General features: G+C 47.8%; 17 protein-coding genes. 3 read left to right on the forward strand and 14 right to left on the reverse strand.

Annotation, left to right across the window (positions count from 1 at the left end; genetic code table 11):
• From ytpR to IQ294_RS06855, 6 genes are all read right to left on the reverse strand, one after another.
• Positions 1 to 609: a YtpR family tRNA-binding protein gene (gene ytpR, locus IQ294_RS06830; protein ID WP_203333252.1), complete on the reverse strand. Its 609-nt coding sequence runs from the start codon at positions 607 to 609 to the stop codon at positions 1 to 3.
• Positions 606 to 1,421, reverse strand: coding sequence for a DUF1444 family protein (locus IQ294_RS06835; RefSeq protein ID WP_203333253.1), 816 nt, complete (start codon positions 1,419 to 1,421; stop codon positions 606 to 608). Before IQ294_RS06835 ends, ytpR begins: the two co-directional genes overlap by 4 nt.
• Before the next feature lie 61 nt (positions 1,422 to 1,482).
• Positions 1,483 to 1,800 (reverse strand): thioredoxin family protein, encoded by a 318-nt coding sequence (locus tag IQ294_RS06840; RefSeq protein ID WP_203333254.1) that lies wholly within the window; start codon positions 1,798 to 1,800, stop codon positions 1,483 to 1,485.
• 12 nt (positions 1,801 to 1,812) lie between these two features.
• The gene (locus IQ294_RS06845) at positions 1,813 to 2,328 is read right to left on the reverse strand and encodes a hypothetical protein (RefSeq protein ID WP_203333255.1); all 516 of its coding nucleotides are present in this window, start codon (positions 2,326 to 2,328) and stop codon (positions 1,813 to 1,815) included.
• 60 nt (positions 2,329 to 2,388) lie between these two features.
• The gene (locus IQ294_RS06850) at positions 2,389 to 2,910 is read right to left on the reverse strand and encodes a DUF84 family protein (RefSeq protein WP_203333256.1); all 522 of its coding nucleotides are present in this window, start codon (positions 2,908 to 2,910) and stop codon (positions 2,389 to 2,391) included.
• 48 nt (positions 2,911 to 2,958) lie between these two features.
• The gene (locus IQ294_RS06855; protein ID WP_203333257.1) at positions 2,959 to 4,032 is read right to left on the reverse strand and encodes a M42 family metallopeptidase; all 1,074 of its coding nucleotides are present in this window, start codon (positions 4,030 to 4,032) and stop codon (positions 2,959 to 2,961) included.
• A 171-nt stretch (positions 4,033 to 4,203) separates the two neighbouring features.
• Between IQ294_RS06855 and IQ294_RS06860 the strand changes: the two genes are divergently transcribed.
• Together IQ294_RS06860 and IQ294_RS06865 are read left to right on the forward strand one after the other, a co-directional pair.
• A complete protein-coding gene (locus tag IQ294_RS06860; RefSeq protein ID WP_203333258.1) occupies positions 4,204 to 4,518 on the forward strand; it encodes a hypothetical protein in 315 nt (104 codons plus the stop codon).
• A gap of 80 nt (positions 4,519 to 4,598) precedes the next feature.
• The gene (locus tag IQ294_RS06865; RefSeq protein ID WP_203333259.1) at positions 4,599 to 5,156 is read left to right on the forward strand and encodes a DEAD/DEAH box helicase family protein; all 558 of its coding nucleotides are present in this window, start codon (positions 4,599 to 4,601) and stop codon (positions 5,154 to 5,156) included.
• A gap of 284 nt (positions 5,157 to 5,440) precedes the next feature.
• Here the strand turns inward: IQ294_RS06865 and IQ294_RS06870 are convergent, their stop codons facing one another.
• The 6 genes from IQ294_RS06870 to pepV all read right to left on the reverse strand — a co-directional run bounded on the left by IQ294_RS06870 (position 5,441) and on the right by pepV (position 10,840).
• Positions 5,441 to 6,295, reverse strand: a complete 855-nt coding sequence (locus IQ294_RS06870) for a YtnP family quorum-quenching lactonase (protein ID WP_203333260.1) — start codon at positions 6,293 to 6,295, stop codon at positions 5,441 to 5,443.
• Between the two features lie 22 nt (positions 6,296 to 6,317).
• Entirely contained in the window at positions 6,318 to 6,965 is a 648-nt protein-coding gene (gene trmB / locus IQ294_RS06875; protein WP_203333261.1) for a tRNA (guanosine(46)-N7)-methyltransferase TrmB, read from the reverse strand.
• Between the two features lie 18 nt (positions 6,966 to 6,983).
• Complete coding sequence (locus IQ294_RS06880; RefSeq protein ID WP_203333262.1) at positions 6,984 to 7,895, reverse strand: diacylglycerol/lipid kinase family protein; 912 nt, start codon at positions 7,893 to 7,895, stop codon at positions 6,984 to 6,986.
• A gap of 22 nt (positions 7,896 to 7,917) precedes the next feature.
• Positions 7,918 to 8,457: an RNA 2',3'-cyclic phosphodiesterase gene (gene thpR, locus IQ294_RS06885; protein ID WP_203333263.1), complete on the reverse strand. Its 540-nt coding sequence runs from the start codon at positions 8,455 to 8,457 to the stop codon at positions 7,918 to 7,920.
• A gap of 88 nt (positions 8,458 to 8,545) precedes the next feature.
• Complete coding sequence (gene dat, locus IQ294_RS06890) at positions 8,546 to 9,394, reverse strand: D-amino-acid transaminase (RefSeq protein WP_203333264.1); 849 nt, start codon at positions 9,392 to 9,394, stop codon at positions 8,546 to 8,548.
• Positions 9,395 to 9,460: 66 nt separating this feature from the next.
• Complete coding sequence (pepV, locus tag IQ294_RS06895) at positions 9,461 to 10,840, reverse strand: dipeptidase PepV (protein ID WP_203333265.1); 1,380 nt, start codon at positions 10,838 to 10,840, stop codon at positions 9,461 to 9,463.
• 312 nt (positions 10,841 to 11,152) lie between these two features.
• On the opposite strand from pepV, the gene IQ294_RS06900 reads away from it, so the two are divergent.
• Positions 11,153 to 11,374 (forward strand): DeoR family transcriptional regulator, encoded by a 222-nt coding sequence (locus tag IQ294_RS06900; RefSeq protein ID WP_033541578.1) that lies wholly within the window; start codon positions 11,153 to 11,155, stop codon positions 11,372 to 11,374.
• Between the two features lie 395 nt (positions 11,375 to 11,769).
• On the opposite strand, the gene IQ294_RS06905 is transcribed toward IQ294_RS06900, so the two are convergent.
• Positions 11,770 to 12,483 carry a pseudouridine synthase gene (locus tag IQ294_RS06905; RefSeq protein WP_203333266.1) on the reverse strand — a complete coding sequence of 238 codons (714 nt, stop codon included), beginning with the start codon at positions 12,481 to 12,483 and terminating at the stop codon, positions 11,770 to 11,772.
• Between the two features lie 9 nt (positions 12,484 to 12,492).
• Positions 12,493 to 14,100 carry a putative polysaccharide biosynthesis protein gene (locus tag IQ294_RS06910; RefSeq protein ID WP_203333267.1) on the reverse strand — a complete coding sequence of 536 codons (1,608 nt, stop codon included), beginning with the start codon at positions 14,098 to 14,100 and terminating at the stop codon, positions 12,493 to 12,495.
• Between the last annotated feature and the right edge of the window lie 89 nt (positions 14,101 to 14,189).

Consider the following 14,189-nt stretch of genomic DNA (forward strand, 5'->3'; position numbering starts at 1 on the left):
TCACGCCTTTACTTCGAATGCTGTTCCGGGTTCTGCATCATTGTCCAAAACAAGGATCCCTTTTTCCTGCGGGGCATCCGGCAATGCCAATTCTTTGGCCGAGCAGATCATCCCGCTGGATGCTACTCCGCGAAGTTCAGCATCTTTGATGATCATCCCAGAAGGCATCACTGCTCCGACTTTTGCTACAACCACTTTCTGTCCGGCTGCCACATTCGGTGCACCGCAGACGATCTGCAGGCTTTCAGTGCCGACAGTCACCTGGCAGACATTCAGTTTGTCCGCATTCGGATGTTTTTCCATAGACTCTACATACCCGATGACGAATTTTGGTGACAGGTCGACTTCCAACAGGTAATCAACGCCATTTTTTTCAAGTGCATTCTGAAGCTCAGTCACCAATTGCTCCGATACGTCGATTGTTCCCGTTTCCGGGAACGTGATGTACCCCGATGCATTGAATAAGTTGAAAGCGGCAATATTGCCTGCTTCGTCTTTGATCAGCGTTACATCTCCTGTAATTTCAGTTTTAATTTTTTCAGGTTTTTCCGTCTGCAATTGAACCAGCAGCACGTCGCCGATTCCCTCTTTATTGTAAAATGCGTTCATTTCTTATCGTTCTCCTCTTCAGGTCTATTTTTTGCCAGGATAAATATCGGTTCCAATTCATCGTTTTCATAGATGAACGACAGGGATGTGATCGGCACTTTGCCATTGGTGAAGAAATGCATCGCCATCTGGGCGAGGATGTCATATCCCATTTCGTTGCGGATATCACCGATGATCAGGACATCCTGATGCGGAACTGATACCGTCATGTCTCCCGTGACTTTCTGTTTCATCTCTTTCAGGAAGGTCTCATTCAAAATTCGTGTAGCATCATATCCATCATTCTCGTTAAGGAAATAAAACACGTTGCCCGCAACATGGTCTTCCTTGACTGCAGTTTTCAGCTTTTTAACCTGGAATCTCGCAAGCTCTTTCAGCTGGTCTTCTGTCAGACTTAATGAATTTAACATATTTTCATCAATTAAGCGATAGGCTGCCCCTGTATCAAGTGCATAATAGATCCGGGTTTCAGCAGTATGTTCTGCAGTGATGAAGCGGTTACCTTCATTGGACTCTTCGGGGAAGGAAGTCGAACGGATGACCGGATAGATGTGTTCACCGCCAGGCAGGTCCCCTTCCGCTTCACGCTCCATCGCCTTGAATGTTTCATTGATGGTATAAACGATCTCATTGACCGCTTCATCACCTTTTGTTTCATAGCGGCTTGCAATTTTCGGAAGGTCCAGCGTCAGGCCTTTTCCGACTTTTAAGTGGCGGATATTCGCCGTATTCTTTTCACGGTCATAGCGCCATTCCAAGTCCCGGCTCGGAAGCCGTTCTCTCAATAGATTGAATAATTGTGTGGAATTCATCGCGATCTTCCTCTCTGTCAAAAATAAACGGTTCGACCCAGGCGGGCGAACCGTCTTGATATTATAGGGCCAACTCTGTAATGAAGGATTCGATTTCCTCTTGAGTCTTCCGGTCACGGCTTACGAAGCGTCCCAGCTCCTTGCCTTCGCCGAACGCCAGGAAACTCGGGATGCCGTATATGTCCAACTCGATGCAAAGATCGATGAACTTATCCCGGTCAACCGAAACGAATGTATAGTTCCCAAACTTCTTTTCTACCTCCGGCATGATCGGATCGATCACCCGGCAATCCGGACACCAGCCGGCAGTAAACATGAAGATTACCGGCTGGCTGTTTTTTAATTTATTGAATTCCTCAATTGATTCCAGTTGTCTCATCAATTCTTCTCCTCAATTTCCCGCTTCGACCGAGCGGACTGTTTTCATCATCCATTCCATATTGCCAGGAACATCCGACTCTTCGGATATGGTCGTCATTTTGACACCGCCTGTGCTGACTACGATCTCAATTCGGTCTTCAGCGATTTCCCGCAAAGTGGTAAAACCGAAACGGCCATTCTGCTCGAAAGTCTGATCCATGATCCACTGCTGTTCTTCGTTCGCCTTTTGAAGTCCATAGAAGAATTTACTGTCCGCAGATTCATTCGGATTGATGAACAGGACGTATGAGTCGCTCCCTTTTGTAATGATGACATTATGATCATCTGAAGGCTCTTCGATATCATAGCCCCCCGGCAGGTACAACTCTATCTGTCCGGCTGTTTCATTGGTTTCGGGCGCTTCCTCTTCGAACGCATCCCGGGTTTCCGTTAATCCGGCATTAAGGCGTTCTTCCGGAGTCGCCATGCAACCCGTTAACAGAAATAGAGATGCTGTAATTCCCATGATAAATGCTGACCGTTTCACACGTCTTCCTCCCCTGCTATGCTGATACCTATTTTAAAGATGTTTGTATGCACATGCAACTCAAGCGCTGTAGAACCGCCACTGCCCGATTAGCAGTTTGACGACATGTCCGAACATCTCTCCGCGGTTCACCCCGTCGGCAGTCAAAATGCCGATGGCTCCTTTATGGTTCCGGACGCCTGTTTCGTCAGCAAAATTGTCCATCAACGGCCCGAGCTCATATCCTGCCAGCAATTTTTCGGCAATGCTGTCCGGCAGCGGGATCTGCGCCCCGGCTGCCGTATAGACGCCGCCTTCAGCAGTCGCCAATGCTCCCCAATTGCAGAGATATAGAGCGCCTTCGAGTTCAAATACGCCACCCTCAAGTCCGACAGCCAGATCTGCCCCGGATCCAAGTGCCGCTGTTGCCCGGTTGACTGCGCCAAGACGCGTTTCGGAAAGAGAAAATGGCTGTGCCGAAACCCCCGAGTCGGTTTCAGCAGCAGTGATTTCGGCAAGTATGCCCAGTTCAGTGCACACATCATTCATCGATTTCACTTTCGCAGGATTTTTCGATGCCACGGCAATTTTTAATTTTTCCATCTCGTACTTCTCCCTTTCTATAGAAAAAAAGTGCCCAAGGGCACTTTTTCAGACGTTATTTTTGATTGTATCCACTGTGGTGCGGTCAGCCGCTTTCACCAGTTTCACCAATAATTCCTTCGCCGCCGCATAATCATCGGTATGGATGATCGATGAGGAAGTGTGGATATAACGCGAGCAGATTCCGATCACGGAACTCGGTATACCTTCATTTGCCGTATGGACACGCCCTGCATCAGTGCCGCCCTGCGAAATGAAATACTGGTAAGGGATACGATTCGATTCAGCAGTGTCGAGTACGAATTCCCGCATGCCGCGGTGTGTGACCATCGTACGGTCGAGTATGCGGAGAAGGGTCCCTTTACCCAATTGGCCGAATTCGTTTACATTGCCTGTTGCATCGTTTGCCGGGCTGGCGTCAAGTGCGAAGAAAAGTTCCGGGTCGATCATATTCGCTGCAGTCTGCGCGCCGCGAAGGCCGACTTCCTCCATCACTGTCGCTCCAGAAAACAATTGGTTCGGCAGTTTTTCGTCTTTCAGTTCACGCAACAATTCAATTGCGAGGCCGCATCCGTAACGATTATCCCAAGCTTTCGCCATGATTTTCTTATCGTTTGCCATCGGCGTGAACGGGCTGTAAGGGATGATCTGCTGACCTGGACGGATGCCGAACGACAATGCATCCTCTTTATCATCCGCACCTATATCGATGAGCATGTTTTTGATCTCCATCGGCTTACTGCGTAATTCCTCGCTGAGTAAATGCGGAGGAATCGATCCGATGACCCCAGGGATCACCCGATCGCCAGCGATAATTTCGACACGCGTTGCAAGCATTACCTGATTCCACCAGCCGCCAAGCGGTTGGAAGCGGATCATGCCGTTATCGGTGATTTGCGTCACCATGAATCCGACTTCATCCATATGTCCGGCAACCATGATGCGCGGGCCATCTTTTTCGCCTTCTTTGACGCCGAAAATACTGCCCAGCTTATCTTGGATGATTCGATCGGAAACAGATTCCAGCTGCTGTTTCATGAATTTACGAACTGCATGTTCATTGCCAGGAGCTCCTGGCAATTCTGTTAAGGTTTTGAAAAGTTCTCTTGTTTCATGATTCATGATAAAACTTCCTCCTATATGAAATGCCTCTTTTCAGTTTAGAGCTTTTATCAGTTTATTTCCACTTTAAATTTCGAAAAACGAAATTTGTTTTGATTCTTCACTGCTTTCATTTCTCGTTTTTTTATGATGTATGGTACAATTTAGCCAGCAATTATGGGAGGGATTCAATTGAAAAATCGTGATTTATTGATTGGCTTCGCTACAGGAGTCGCTGCAACGTACGTCATCAAAGAAATGGTTGACCGCACTCAAAAGCTTTATCCGGCGGAAGAAGTACTTAAACAAGTCAAAACTTCATTCAAAGAAGAAGGGCCGATCGACGGTTCATGGATTTATATGAAAACCGAGCCATATACTCAGCACGCCATCACGACGGATGTCTATAAAGGCGGCATCACCCGCCACCGCGACGATGAACTGGAGCAATTCGAGTTCATGGCTGACGCCTATACAGGCGCAGTCGTAGAAGTATCAAAAGTTTAATCCACACTGCAGGCAAGCGCCTGAAACATCGCTTGCCTGCAGTTTTTTTATCGAAATCCAGAAAGTCCGGAGGAAGAAACATGAAATTTGTCCTGCTGTTCGGCCCGCATGCTGTCGGAAAAATGACTGTCGGCCAGGAATTGGCGAAAATCACCGACCTGAAATTATTGCACAATCACATGACCATCGATTTATTGGAACCGTTCTTCGGTTTTGAAAAGGAGATGTGGCGCATTTCCACCATGCTTCGCGAAGAGATTTTCACTTCATTTGCGCGCAGCGGTAAATACGGCATGATCTTTACATATGTATGGGCGTTCGACCAGCAGGAAGACTGGGATTTCGTCAACAAAGCCGTTGCCCTATTCGAGGCACAGGGCGCTGAAATATACTTCGTCGAACTCGAAGCCGATATCAAGGAAAGACTGATCAGAAACAAAAGCGGAAACCGTCTCGCGCACAAGCCGACCAAAAGAAATCTCGTTTCGTCCGAAAGGGAAATGCTCAAATCCAATAAAATCTATCGCCTGAATTCTTTCCAGGATGAGATCAAGGCTGATAATTATATGCGCCTGAACAATACGGGCCTCGCTCCTGAAAAAGCGGCCGAAATGATTAAAGCGCATTTCGGGTTTTAGGCTTGGGTTTAGATTGAAATTTATATGTGTTGAAACTGCAATGGCTGTCTTATCGGGCAGCCATTTTTATTGTTTTAATTGGGATATAGGACAAGTGCTCTTCTCGGCTTATTGCGGGAGGCAAGATGCGCCATGAACTTGAGCAGCATAATCTTTGCACTGTCCAAAGTGACGAAGTGGCAGATAGATGTCGTTTCTTTAATTCACCTTATCTAGTTGCGGTCACCCAATCTTCATCCAAATAAATCAAAAAAGGCACCACCGAAGCGATGCCTTTTGCAAAACTAGCTATTCTTCTCTTTATATGTCACGGCTTCGATAATATCTTTGCCGTCTTCATTCCACTTCAGCAGACGGTAATAGGCGTCATGGTAGAACGAGAAATAATAGCCGTTTTCGAGCGCCTCTTTCATCAGCCGCTCTTTCGCGAAGATCGAATCCATCGGATAGTCGTCATATGCGAGCACCCACAATGGATTTTGATGGGCATGGGTCGGCATGATGTCGCCCATATGGAGGATCGTTTCCCCGCCGCTCTCCAGTTTGATGACCGCATGGCCGTTTGAATGGCCGCCTGTATGGATCATCGTGATCGCCCCGAACAGCGTCAGCTTCGACTTGAATGTCTCGACCTGACCCTGCACAGGCTCCCAGTTCTCTTTCCAGTACGTATTGCGTGAACGGATATTGGGATTGCGCATCTCCTCCCATTCAACCGCAGAAACGTAAATTTTCGCATTCGGGAAAGCCGATACGTATTCGTCGCCCTGTTTCATGGTAAGACCTGCTGCATGGTCGCCGTGAAGATGCGTCATCAATACGGCATCGATATCCGCTGCCGACAAACCAAGTCCAGCCAACTCCTCATCCAATGATGATTCTGCAGAAACCCCCAGATTCCGCAGCTGGCGGTCGGTCAATTTGCCTCTGCCCAGTCCGCTGTCGATCAATAGATTATGTCCGTCGAATTGGACCAGTATCGGATGCGTCGGCAATTCGATATTATTCTTTTCATTCACCGGATACCTCTTCGACCACACCACTTTCGGCACGACGCCGAACATTGTGCCGCCGTCCAGATTCGTGGTTCCCCCGTCAAGCCATGTCAATGTCATTTCATGAAAGTCAAATTTTTCCATCATCCATCCCCCTTAGCCCACTTTAAGAATTGTATTGCGCTTCCATCCGGTAGATCGGCTGGCCTTTTTTCTTAAATTTCTCTTCGTATTCGGTCATGATGTTCCATTCCGGTTCATTGGCGTGAAGGTCGAGTGACACATCCTTCAACAGCATGCCGTATGCAGATATGCTTGTCAGTGAATATTCGAATAAACCGCGGTTGTCCGTCTTGAAATGGATTTCCCCGTTTTTCGGAAGAACCGTCTCATACAGTTTCAAAAACGATTCATGTGTCAGGCGCCGTTTGGCATGACGCGTTTTCGGCCATGGATCGGAAAAATTCAGATACAGGCGGTCGACTTCATTTTTCTCGAAGAAATTAGTCATTTCCTGCGCATTCACCCGCAATAGGCGAAGGTTCGGTATTCCGTTTTCCTCGTCCAATACGGTCTGAAGCGCCGTCACGATGACACTGTCGAACAATTCGATGCCGATGTAATTGACATCCGGATTGGCAAGCGCCATTCCAGTGATGAAGCGGCCTTTGCCGGTCCCTGCTTCGATGTGCAGCGGATTCGTATTGCCGAACTCCTCCTGCCACTTCCCTTTTAACTTTTCCGGTTCCGGAATCACGATTTCCGGATGGGCTTCGATCAATTCAGATGCCCATGGTTTATATCTCGCTCTCATTTCTACTTCCTCTTTCCATCATTTATTTACAGATTGCCAGCCATCCAGGCTGACTGAATAGCGGATGCTGCGTTTTTCAGGAGTCCTTCCCGCACCGTCGCCGTCCACATGGCGGTAAACCGGGCGGTCCGTTGCCAATAAAAAATCGGTTCCCTTCAGTTGGTGGACTTCCTTGAACTGAAGATGCTTCCCGCTGAATACCGTACCAAAAACCAGCAGCAGTTTCAATCGCGAAAGACGGTTCACGACGGTAAGTTCCAGGATGCCGTCGTCGGTTATGGAATGCGGGGAAATTTTCATGCCCCCTCCGAAATACGGCTGGTTGCTGACCGTCGCGAACCAGACGCGGTCAAACTGGAGCGTTTTGCCGTCCTGTTCGACTGTAAGCGTAAACAGCCGGAAAGTCAGTAATGCAGAAATTACGTAGATCAAATAAACAAGTTTGCCAAGCCCTAATTTATTGAGGAGGCGCTTCAGAACAGAGCGGTTGACTTTCACTGAGATGTCAGCGTCAAAACCGATACCCGAGCTGCTGACAAAGTAATGGCCGTCATCGTCCGCAAACTGACCCAGATCCTGTCTCTTGCCAATCGGATTCTGCAAAAATGCTGCAATTTCCCCGGCATCCGCAAAAGAATGGAAGCCGCGGCTGAAATCATTTCCCGAACCTGCCGGAACAGAACCGACAATCAGCTGCGGTGCACCGGCTGCTCCGGCAATCACTTCCCGGAGAGTGCCATCACCGCCAAAACCGATAACCAGCACCGGTTCGGATGAATCATGCAGCCCCTTTACGATTTCCACCGCATGACCGCTATACCTGCTGACTGCAAGTTCAAATGGAAAACGGATCGTTTCTTTGAACTTCAGCCATTTCTTCATGGCAATGCCGTTGCCGGCTGCCGGATTGATAACGAATATAGTTCTCATCTGACTTCGCCCATTGACGTGCTTACACGCCATCTTTCAATTTATAGGTTCTTACTGGAATATATCTTGGTGTACCGGCAGGATCAATTCGAAACAAGGCGAATTCGCAAGCTTTGAAATGATCGGTTTCGATTTCCGGAAGCTGCTCCCACACATCCTGCCCGCGCCATTTGTTCGCGAGTGTGATATGCGGAACAAATGGCTTATTGTCAGGGCTCAATTGAAACGCTCTCAGCGTCTCACTGATTTTCCCCTGCAAACCGTTCAGCTGCTCATTCTCTTCCAGCGCTGCGTAGACCACCCGGGGTCGCTCGGGAATGCCGAAATGGGCCACACCGCTGATTTCAAGCTCGAATGGAGGATGGCTGATTTCTGCCAGTGCTTCTGCAACGGCATGTATTTCTCCATGGGGATCTCCTCCGAGAAACAGCAAAGTGATGTGAAGGTCCTCCGCCAGAGGATGGCGCCTGTGGCTCTCCAGATTCCAGGTGTCGCGCTGGGAAGTCATTTTCCCGGCTGCTGGCAGGGGGATTTTGATTCCGATAAAATAATGAATGCTCATAATGATCACCTCTCATCAGTTTACCATTTAAATGAAAGCAAAAAAACAGCGGCCGGCAGTTGCCGGACACTGTTTTCAAAATTCACTGTCAGATCTGGACGCCCAGATTCAATTTAGCCTCGAATGCCTTCTGTAATTTTTCTGTCAGTGTGCCCCGTTCGCCCGTCCCGATTTTATTTCCGTCGATTTGAGTCAATGGAATGATTTCGGCAGTGGTAGATGACATAAAGAACTCGTCCATGTCGAGCGCCTGATCTTTTGTCATTGGTGTTTGCTGAACTGTGATGCCCAGTTCGTCGCAAAGTCCGAGAATCGTTCTTCTCGTGATGCCGTCCAGGATCAGGTTCGTCGCCGGGTGCGTGTAAAGAATGCCGTCTTTGATGCCATACATATTCGAAGACGAACCTTCTGTTATCACTTCACCGCGATGAAGCACTGCTTCATAGCAGCCGTTTTCATAAGCTTCCTGTTTTGCCATGACATTGCCAAGCAGATTCAGGCTCTTGATATCGCAGCGCAGCCAGCGTATGTCTTCCAGGAAAATCGCATGTGCGCCGTTTCTCATCAATTCAAGCGGACGCTCCACAGATTTGGTATATGCCACGACTACCGGCGAAGTGTCGGACGGGAAATGGTGCTGGCGCATAAAAGCTCCGCGTGTGATTTGTACATATACCTGTCCGTTATTGATTTCATTTCGTTCGACCAGATCATACATCAATTTGTGGAACACATCTTTTGTATAGGGCACCACGATCTTCACTTTTTCGGCACTCGCATAAAAGCGGTCGATATGCTCTTTTGCTGTGTAAAGGTCGCCCCCGTATACACGGATCACTTCATATATCCCGTCACCGAATTGATAGCCGCGGTCCTCTTTGGAAATCTTGAGATCCACTTCCTGGATAAACTCGTCGTTGTGTAAAATCCAATCCATTTCCATTCCTTCTTTCAAAAGTGATGTTTTTTGATATTTCAACTGCGGAAATGCAGTCCCCTAAAATTAATTTTCTTTTTGACAAGCCAATTGATAAATGGCTTCTGCATAGATCGCTGCCGCTTTCGTCAAATTGGCGATGTCGACAAATTCATCCAGCTGATGGGCGACGTCCCTCTCACCTGGGAACAGCATGCCGAACGCCACGCCTTTATCCATGACGCGTGCATACGTGCCGCCGCCGATTGCCAGGAGCTCAGCTGGTTCACCCGTCTGTTTTTCATAAGCGTCCTGCAAAGTTTTGATGAACGGGTCCTTTTCATCGACATAATGCGGTTTGGAATTGGAATGGATATTAAGTGTAAAACCTTCCACTTCAAAATCAGCTGTCTTTTCGTCGAAAGGATACGTGATTGAATACCGCATACTGACTTCGGCTATTCCACCTTTTTTTTGATCATAACGCATGATACCTGCATTGAACGTTGTATCGCCTGAAACTTCGTCGTTGAATTCCAGCCCCAGTGACCGGCCTCTCGAGTCCCTGTAAAAGTGATCCACTATAAAATCCGTGAATGCCTTGCCATCGCCCGACAGGTGATCTCTCAGGAATAAAGCCAACAGGACTCCGGCATTGATGCCGTCATCCGGTTCCATCGCATGAGCCGATTTTCCGTGGACAGTCAGCCTCACCTGTCCGTTTTCTTCAACGATTGAAAAAGGGACATCATGTTCATTGGTGAACGCTTCAATCTTTTCTTTCCAGTCAGCCAGATTGCCGGCTAGAGTTGCTGTCGCCAAATCAGGCACCATATTGGTCCGGTCGCCGGAACGAAACGCGGCCAATTGATCTTTTTTTCCTGAAGTGAGCTGTGAAAACACAAGTCCGGCGATCCCTTTTTCTGCATTGATGATCGGGAAATCTGCATCCGGTGCAAAAGCGATCGTCGGCATTTCCTCTTTCTGAAAATAATTTCCGACACAGCGGAAGCCGCTTTCTTCATCCGTTCCGATGATCAGCCTGATGCGTTTATTGAATGTTACCCCTGAGTCCTTCACCATATTCAACGCAGTCCATGCAGCTATAGTCGGCCCTTTATCGTCAATGGCACCACGGCCGAATAATTTTCCATCTTCGATAATGCCGCCGAAGGGTTCTTTCGTCCAGCCTGCTCCGGTCGGTACGACATCCACATGGCCGAGAATCCCTAACAGTTCCTCCCCTTCACCTATTTCAAGATGACCCGCTATATGATCCACATTCTTCACTTGATAGCCGTTTTCGCGGCCTTTATCCAAAAACCAGTCCAGCGCCCTTTTGACTTCTTTTCCGAAAGGTGCGTCCGGTGCAGCGTCTTCACTGAGAATACTCGGAATCGCAATCAGTTCCTGTAATTCCTTTAACATCTTTTCCTGCCTTTTTTCCGCTTCCAATTGCCAATCCATATGAACACCCCGCTTTTATTACCCCCATTGTACACCTTTTCCGGCGGATTAAAAGAATTAGCGGACAATTTTTTTTGCCTGTTCCAGTGATTTCTCAAGTGTAAAAGGATTGTAAATTATAGTAAATCAGAATAAAAATATGGATATAGAATCATTTTTTCGCTATAATCAAATTGTCAGATTAGTTGGACTGGCAGATAATATTTTAGGGGGATGTCTCAAACACTTGCAGAAAATCAGCCGGGTATACCCCGGCAGCTCGTCCGCTAGTCTTTGCCAATGGGAAAAAAGATGAAGGAGTGGTTCTCTTTTATGAAACCTACTACGGATCGCATGCTCATTCGAATTAAAGATATGTATAAGTACATCCTGGAAAACGGGACTGTAACTACGCAAGATTTAGTCGATGAATTCGGCATCACTCCTCGCACCATTCAAAGGGATTTGAATGTGTTAGCCTTTAACGATTTGGTGACAAGTCCAGTTCGGGGCAAATGGACAACGACGCAGAAAAAAGTGAAGATGACATCTTAGACAAGAAAAGCGACAGCACCCGTTTAGCTCCGAAAGGCATAAGACGGAATAGCGGCGAGGTCTTGACCGCAGAGCTAGGCCGGCTTATGACCCGAGGAGCTGGGTCGCTGGAGACTAAACAGAAGAAAAGCGACGATGCCCGTCAAGCTCTGACAGGCATAAGACGGATCAGCAGAGTGGCCTTGGCCACGGCTGCTGAGCTGGCTTATGACCCGAAGAGCTGGGCCATCGGAGTCTGGACAACGAAAAGCGGAAACGGCCCGTTCTGCTCTGAAGAGTTGGCCCGCCGGAGACTAGACAACAAAAAACGACGGCGCCCGTTTAATCAGGGCGCCGTCGACTGTCCAATATTAATAATAACCTTTCAATAAAAAATGACCGCCAGTCAATGGCGGTCATTTTTTCTCTTTTAAGTTATTCAATTCTTCGTCCGTCAAATAGCGGTATTCACCGAGTTCAAGTTCCGGATCCAGTTGAAGCGAGCCCATCGACAGGCGCTTCAAGTAGACAACAGTTTTGCCGACACTCTCGAACATGCGCTTTACCTGATGGAATTTCCCTTCCGTTATCGTCAATTCGATTTCGGATTCTTCACCGTTCCTGAGGATTTCAAGAAACGCCTCTTTCGTCTGGTAGCCGTCATCGAGAATGACTCCTTTCCGGAATGCCACGCCGTCCTCTTCGGTCACCCGTCCATCGATCCTCGCGTAATACGTTTTCGCCACATGCTTTTTCGGTGACAGCAATTCATGGGCCAGTTTGCCGTCATTCGTCAGCAGCAGCAAGCCTTCTGTATCTTTATCGAGGCGGCCGACAGGAAACGGCTCGAAATGCCGCTCTTCATCGCCGAGCAGATCGATGACCGTCTCATCATATTTATCTTCTGTCGCTGAAATGACACCCGGCGGTTTATTCATCATCAAGTAGATGAATTCCACATATTCAACAGCCTCGCCATCCACGGTAATCACATCGCCGTTTTCATCGACGTGCCGCTTAGCATCACGGACGATTTCCCCGTTCACTTCCACTGCTTTTGATTTCAAAAGAACTTTCACGTCTTTTCGGGAACCAAAACCCATATTGGATAAAAACTTATCGATACGCATAAGTGCCCCCTAGAAGCCCAATTTACGGGTGTATTTTGTCAAACGTTCACCGAATAACTTCTGGGCAAGACCGGTACGGAGCGCGATATAGCCATATACTGCGCCTCCGATCCCTCCGACGACTATAATCCGGATGATCGACTGTAATTTGGTTTCCATACCGATGACCAGATCCAACCCTGCCAATGCCAATAGGACAGCAGCTGCCATCACAGCATTCATCAGCACGATGAAGACAAGGCGCCTGACAACCAAGGATGAACGGTATTGCATCGTCACCATGATGACACCGATATTCATCGCGATTGCGCCGGAATAGCCGATGATGGTTGCAGCAATGGCGCCATTTGTTTCGAATATCGCGATCAGCGGGATGTTCAATGACAATTTAAGCAAAAGCCCAATCATAAGATTCAGAACGATCCATTTCTGCTGGTTGATCCCCTGCAGGATCGAAGCCGTTACCGGGAACAGCGCAAATAGAATGGCTGCCGGCAGATAATGCGCAAGAATCTCTGAACCGATTTCACTGTTCTTATAGAAGATATGATACAGTTCATCGGATAATAATGTCATGCCGACAACTGCCGGCAAGGTGAGGAACACGATCATCTGGAATGACTGATCAAGTGTGCGCGTCAATGATTTATGTTCATTCAACGTGTAATATTTCGTGATCAATGGAATCAAAGCCATTGAAAATCCGGTCGCCAGCATGACCGGGATCAAAACGAGCTTATGCGCCGTCAAATTCAGGATTCCCAGATACAGGCTGGTATTTTCTGCATTGTCCGTTCGGCTCATCCCCATATTGAAGGTCAGCATATCGATGAATTGGAATAATGGATTGGCCACGCCCAGAAAAACGATTGGAAGTGCGTATGATAGAATCTCCTTGTACATGTCACGAAGACGGACATCATACGAGTCGATTGAATTGGCACGCAGCAGATCATATTCTGGTTTCTGCTTTTTCCAGTAGTAAAACAGGACCAGGACACCACCGATTGCACCGATTGCTGCGGACAGAACCGCGAACTGAATGGCAGTCTTCGGCGTTCCGTCAAAAATATTGATGACTACATAAGCTCCCGCCAAAAGGAAAATGATGCGGATAATCTGTTCAAGCAACTGGGAAACAGCTGTTGGCATCATATAATTATAGCCCTGGAAAAACCCGCGCCATAAACTCATGAAGGGCACGACAATCAAGGCAAAGCTCACCCAGCGGATGACATCTGCAACATCCTGTTCCGTAAAGATCTTGTCATCCGGGTCAATTGTGATTTTGGCCAATACATCCGCCAGCGAATAAAGTGCGAGAAACGAGATAAAACCCGTAATCAGCATTGTCAGCAAACCGGATCGCAGTAGCCTCCGCCCGGTTTCGTAATCCCCCAGCGAATTGTATTTTGCCACATATTTTGAAAAAGCCAGCGGCGCCCCCGATATGGCGACGGCCAGCATCAGGTTATAAGGGATATATGCGTATTGGTACAGGACGATATTTTCTTCCCCGACCAATCCGTAGAATGGAATAATATACATGACACCAAGCACTTTGGATAAAAACATACCCAGCGTCAAAATGGCCGTTCCTTTGATTAACGTTGACATTTTGCACTTCCTGACTAATTCTTGATAAAAAAACAATCTACCCGATAGTTTACACCTATAGAAGGAATTACTCAACGGATATTGAAGCA

It is taken from the genome of Planococcus beigongshangi (assembly GCF_016820495.1).
GTDB classification, from domain to species: Bacteria; Bacillota; Bacilli; order Bacillales_A; family Planococcaceae; genus Planococcus; species Planococcus beigongshangi.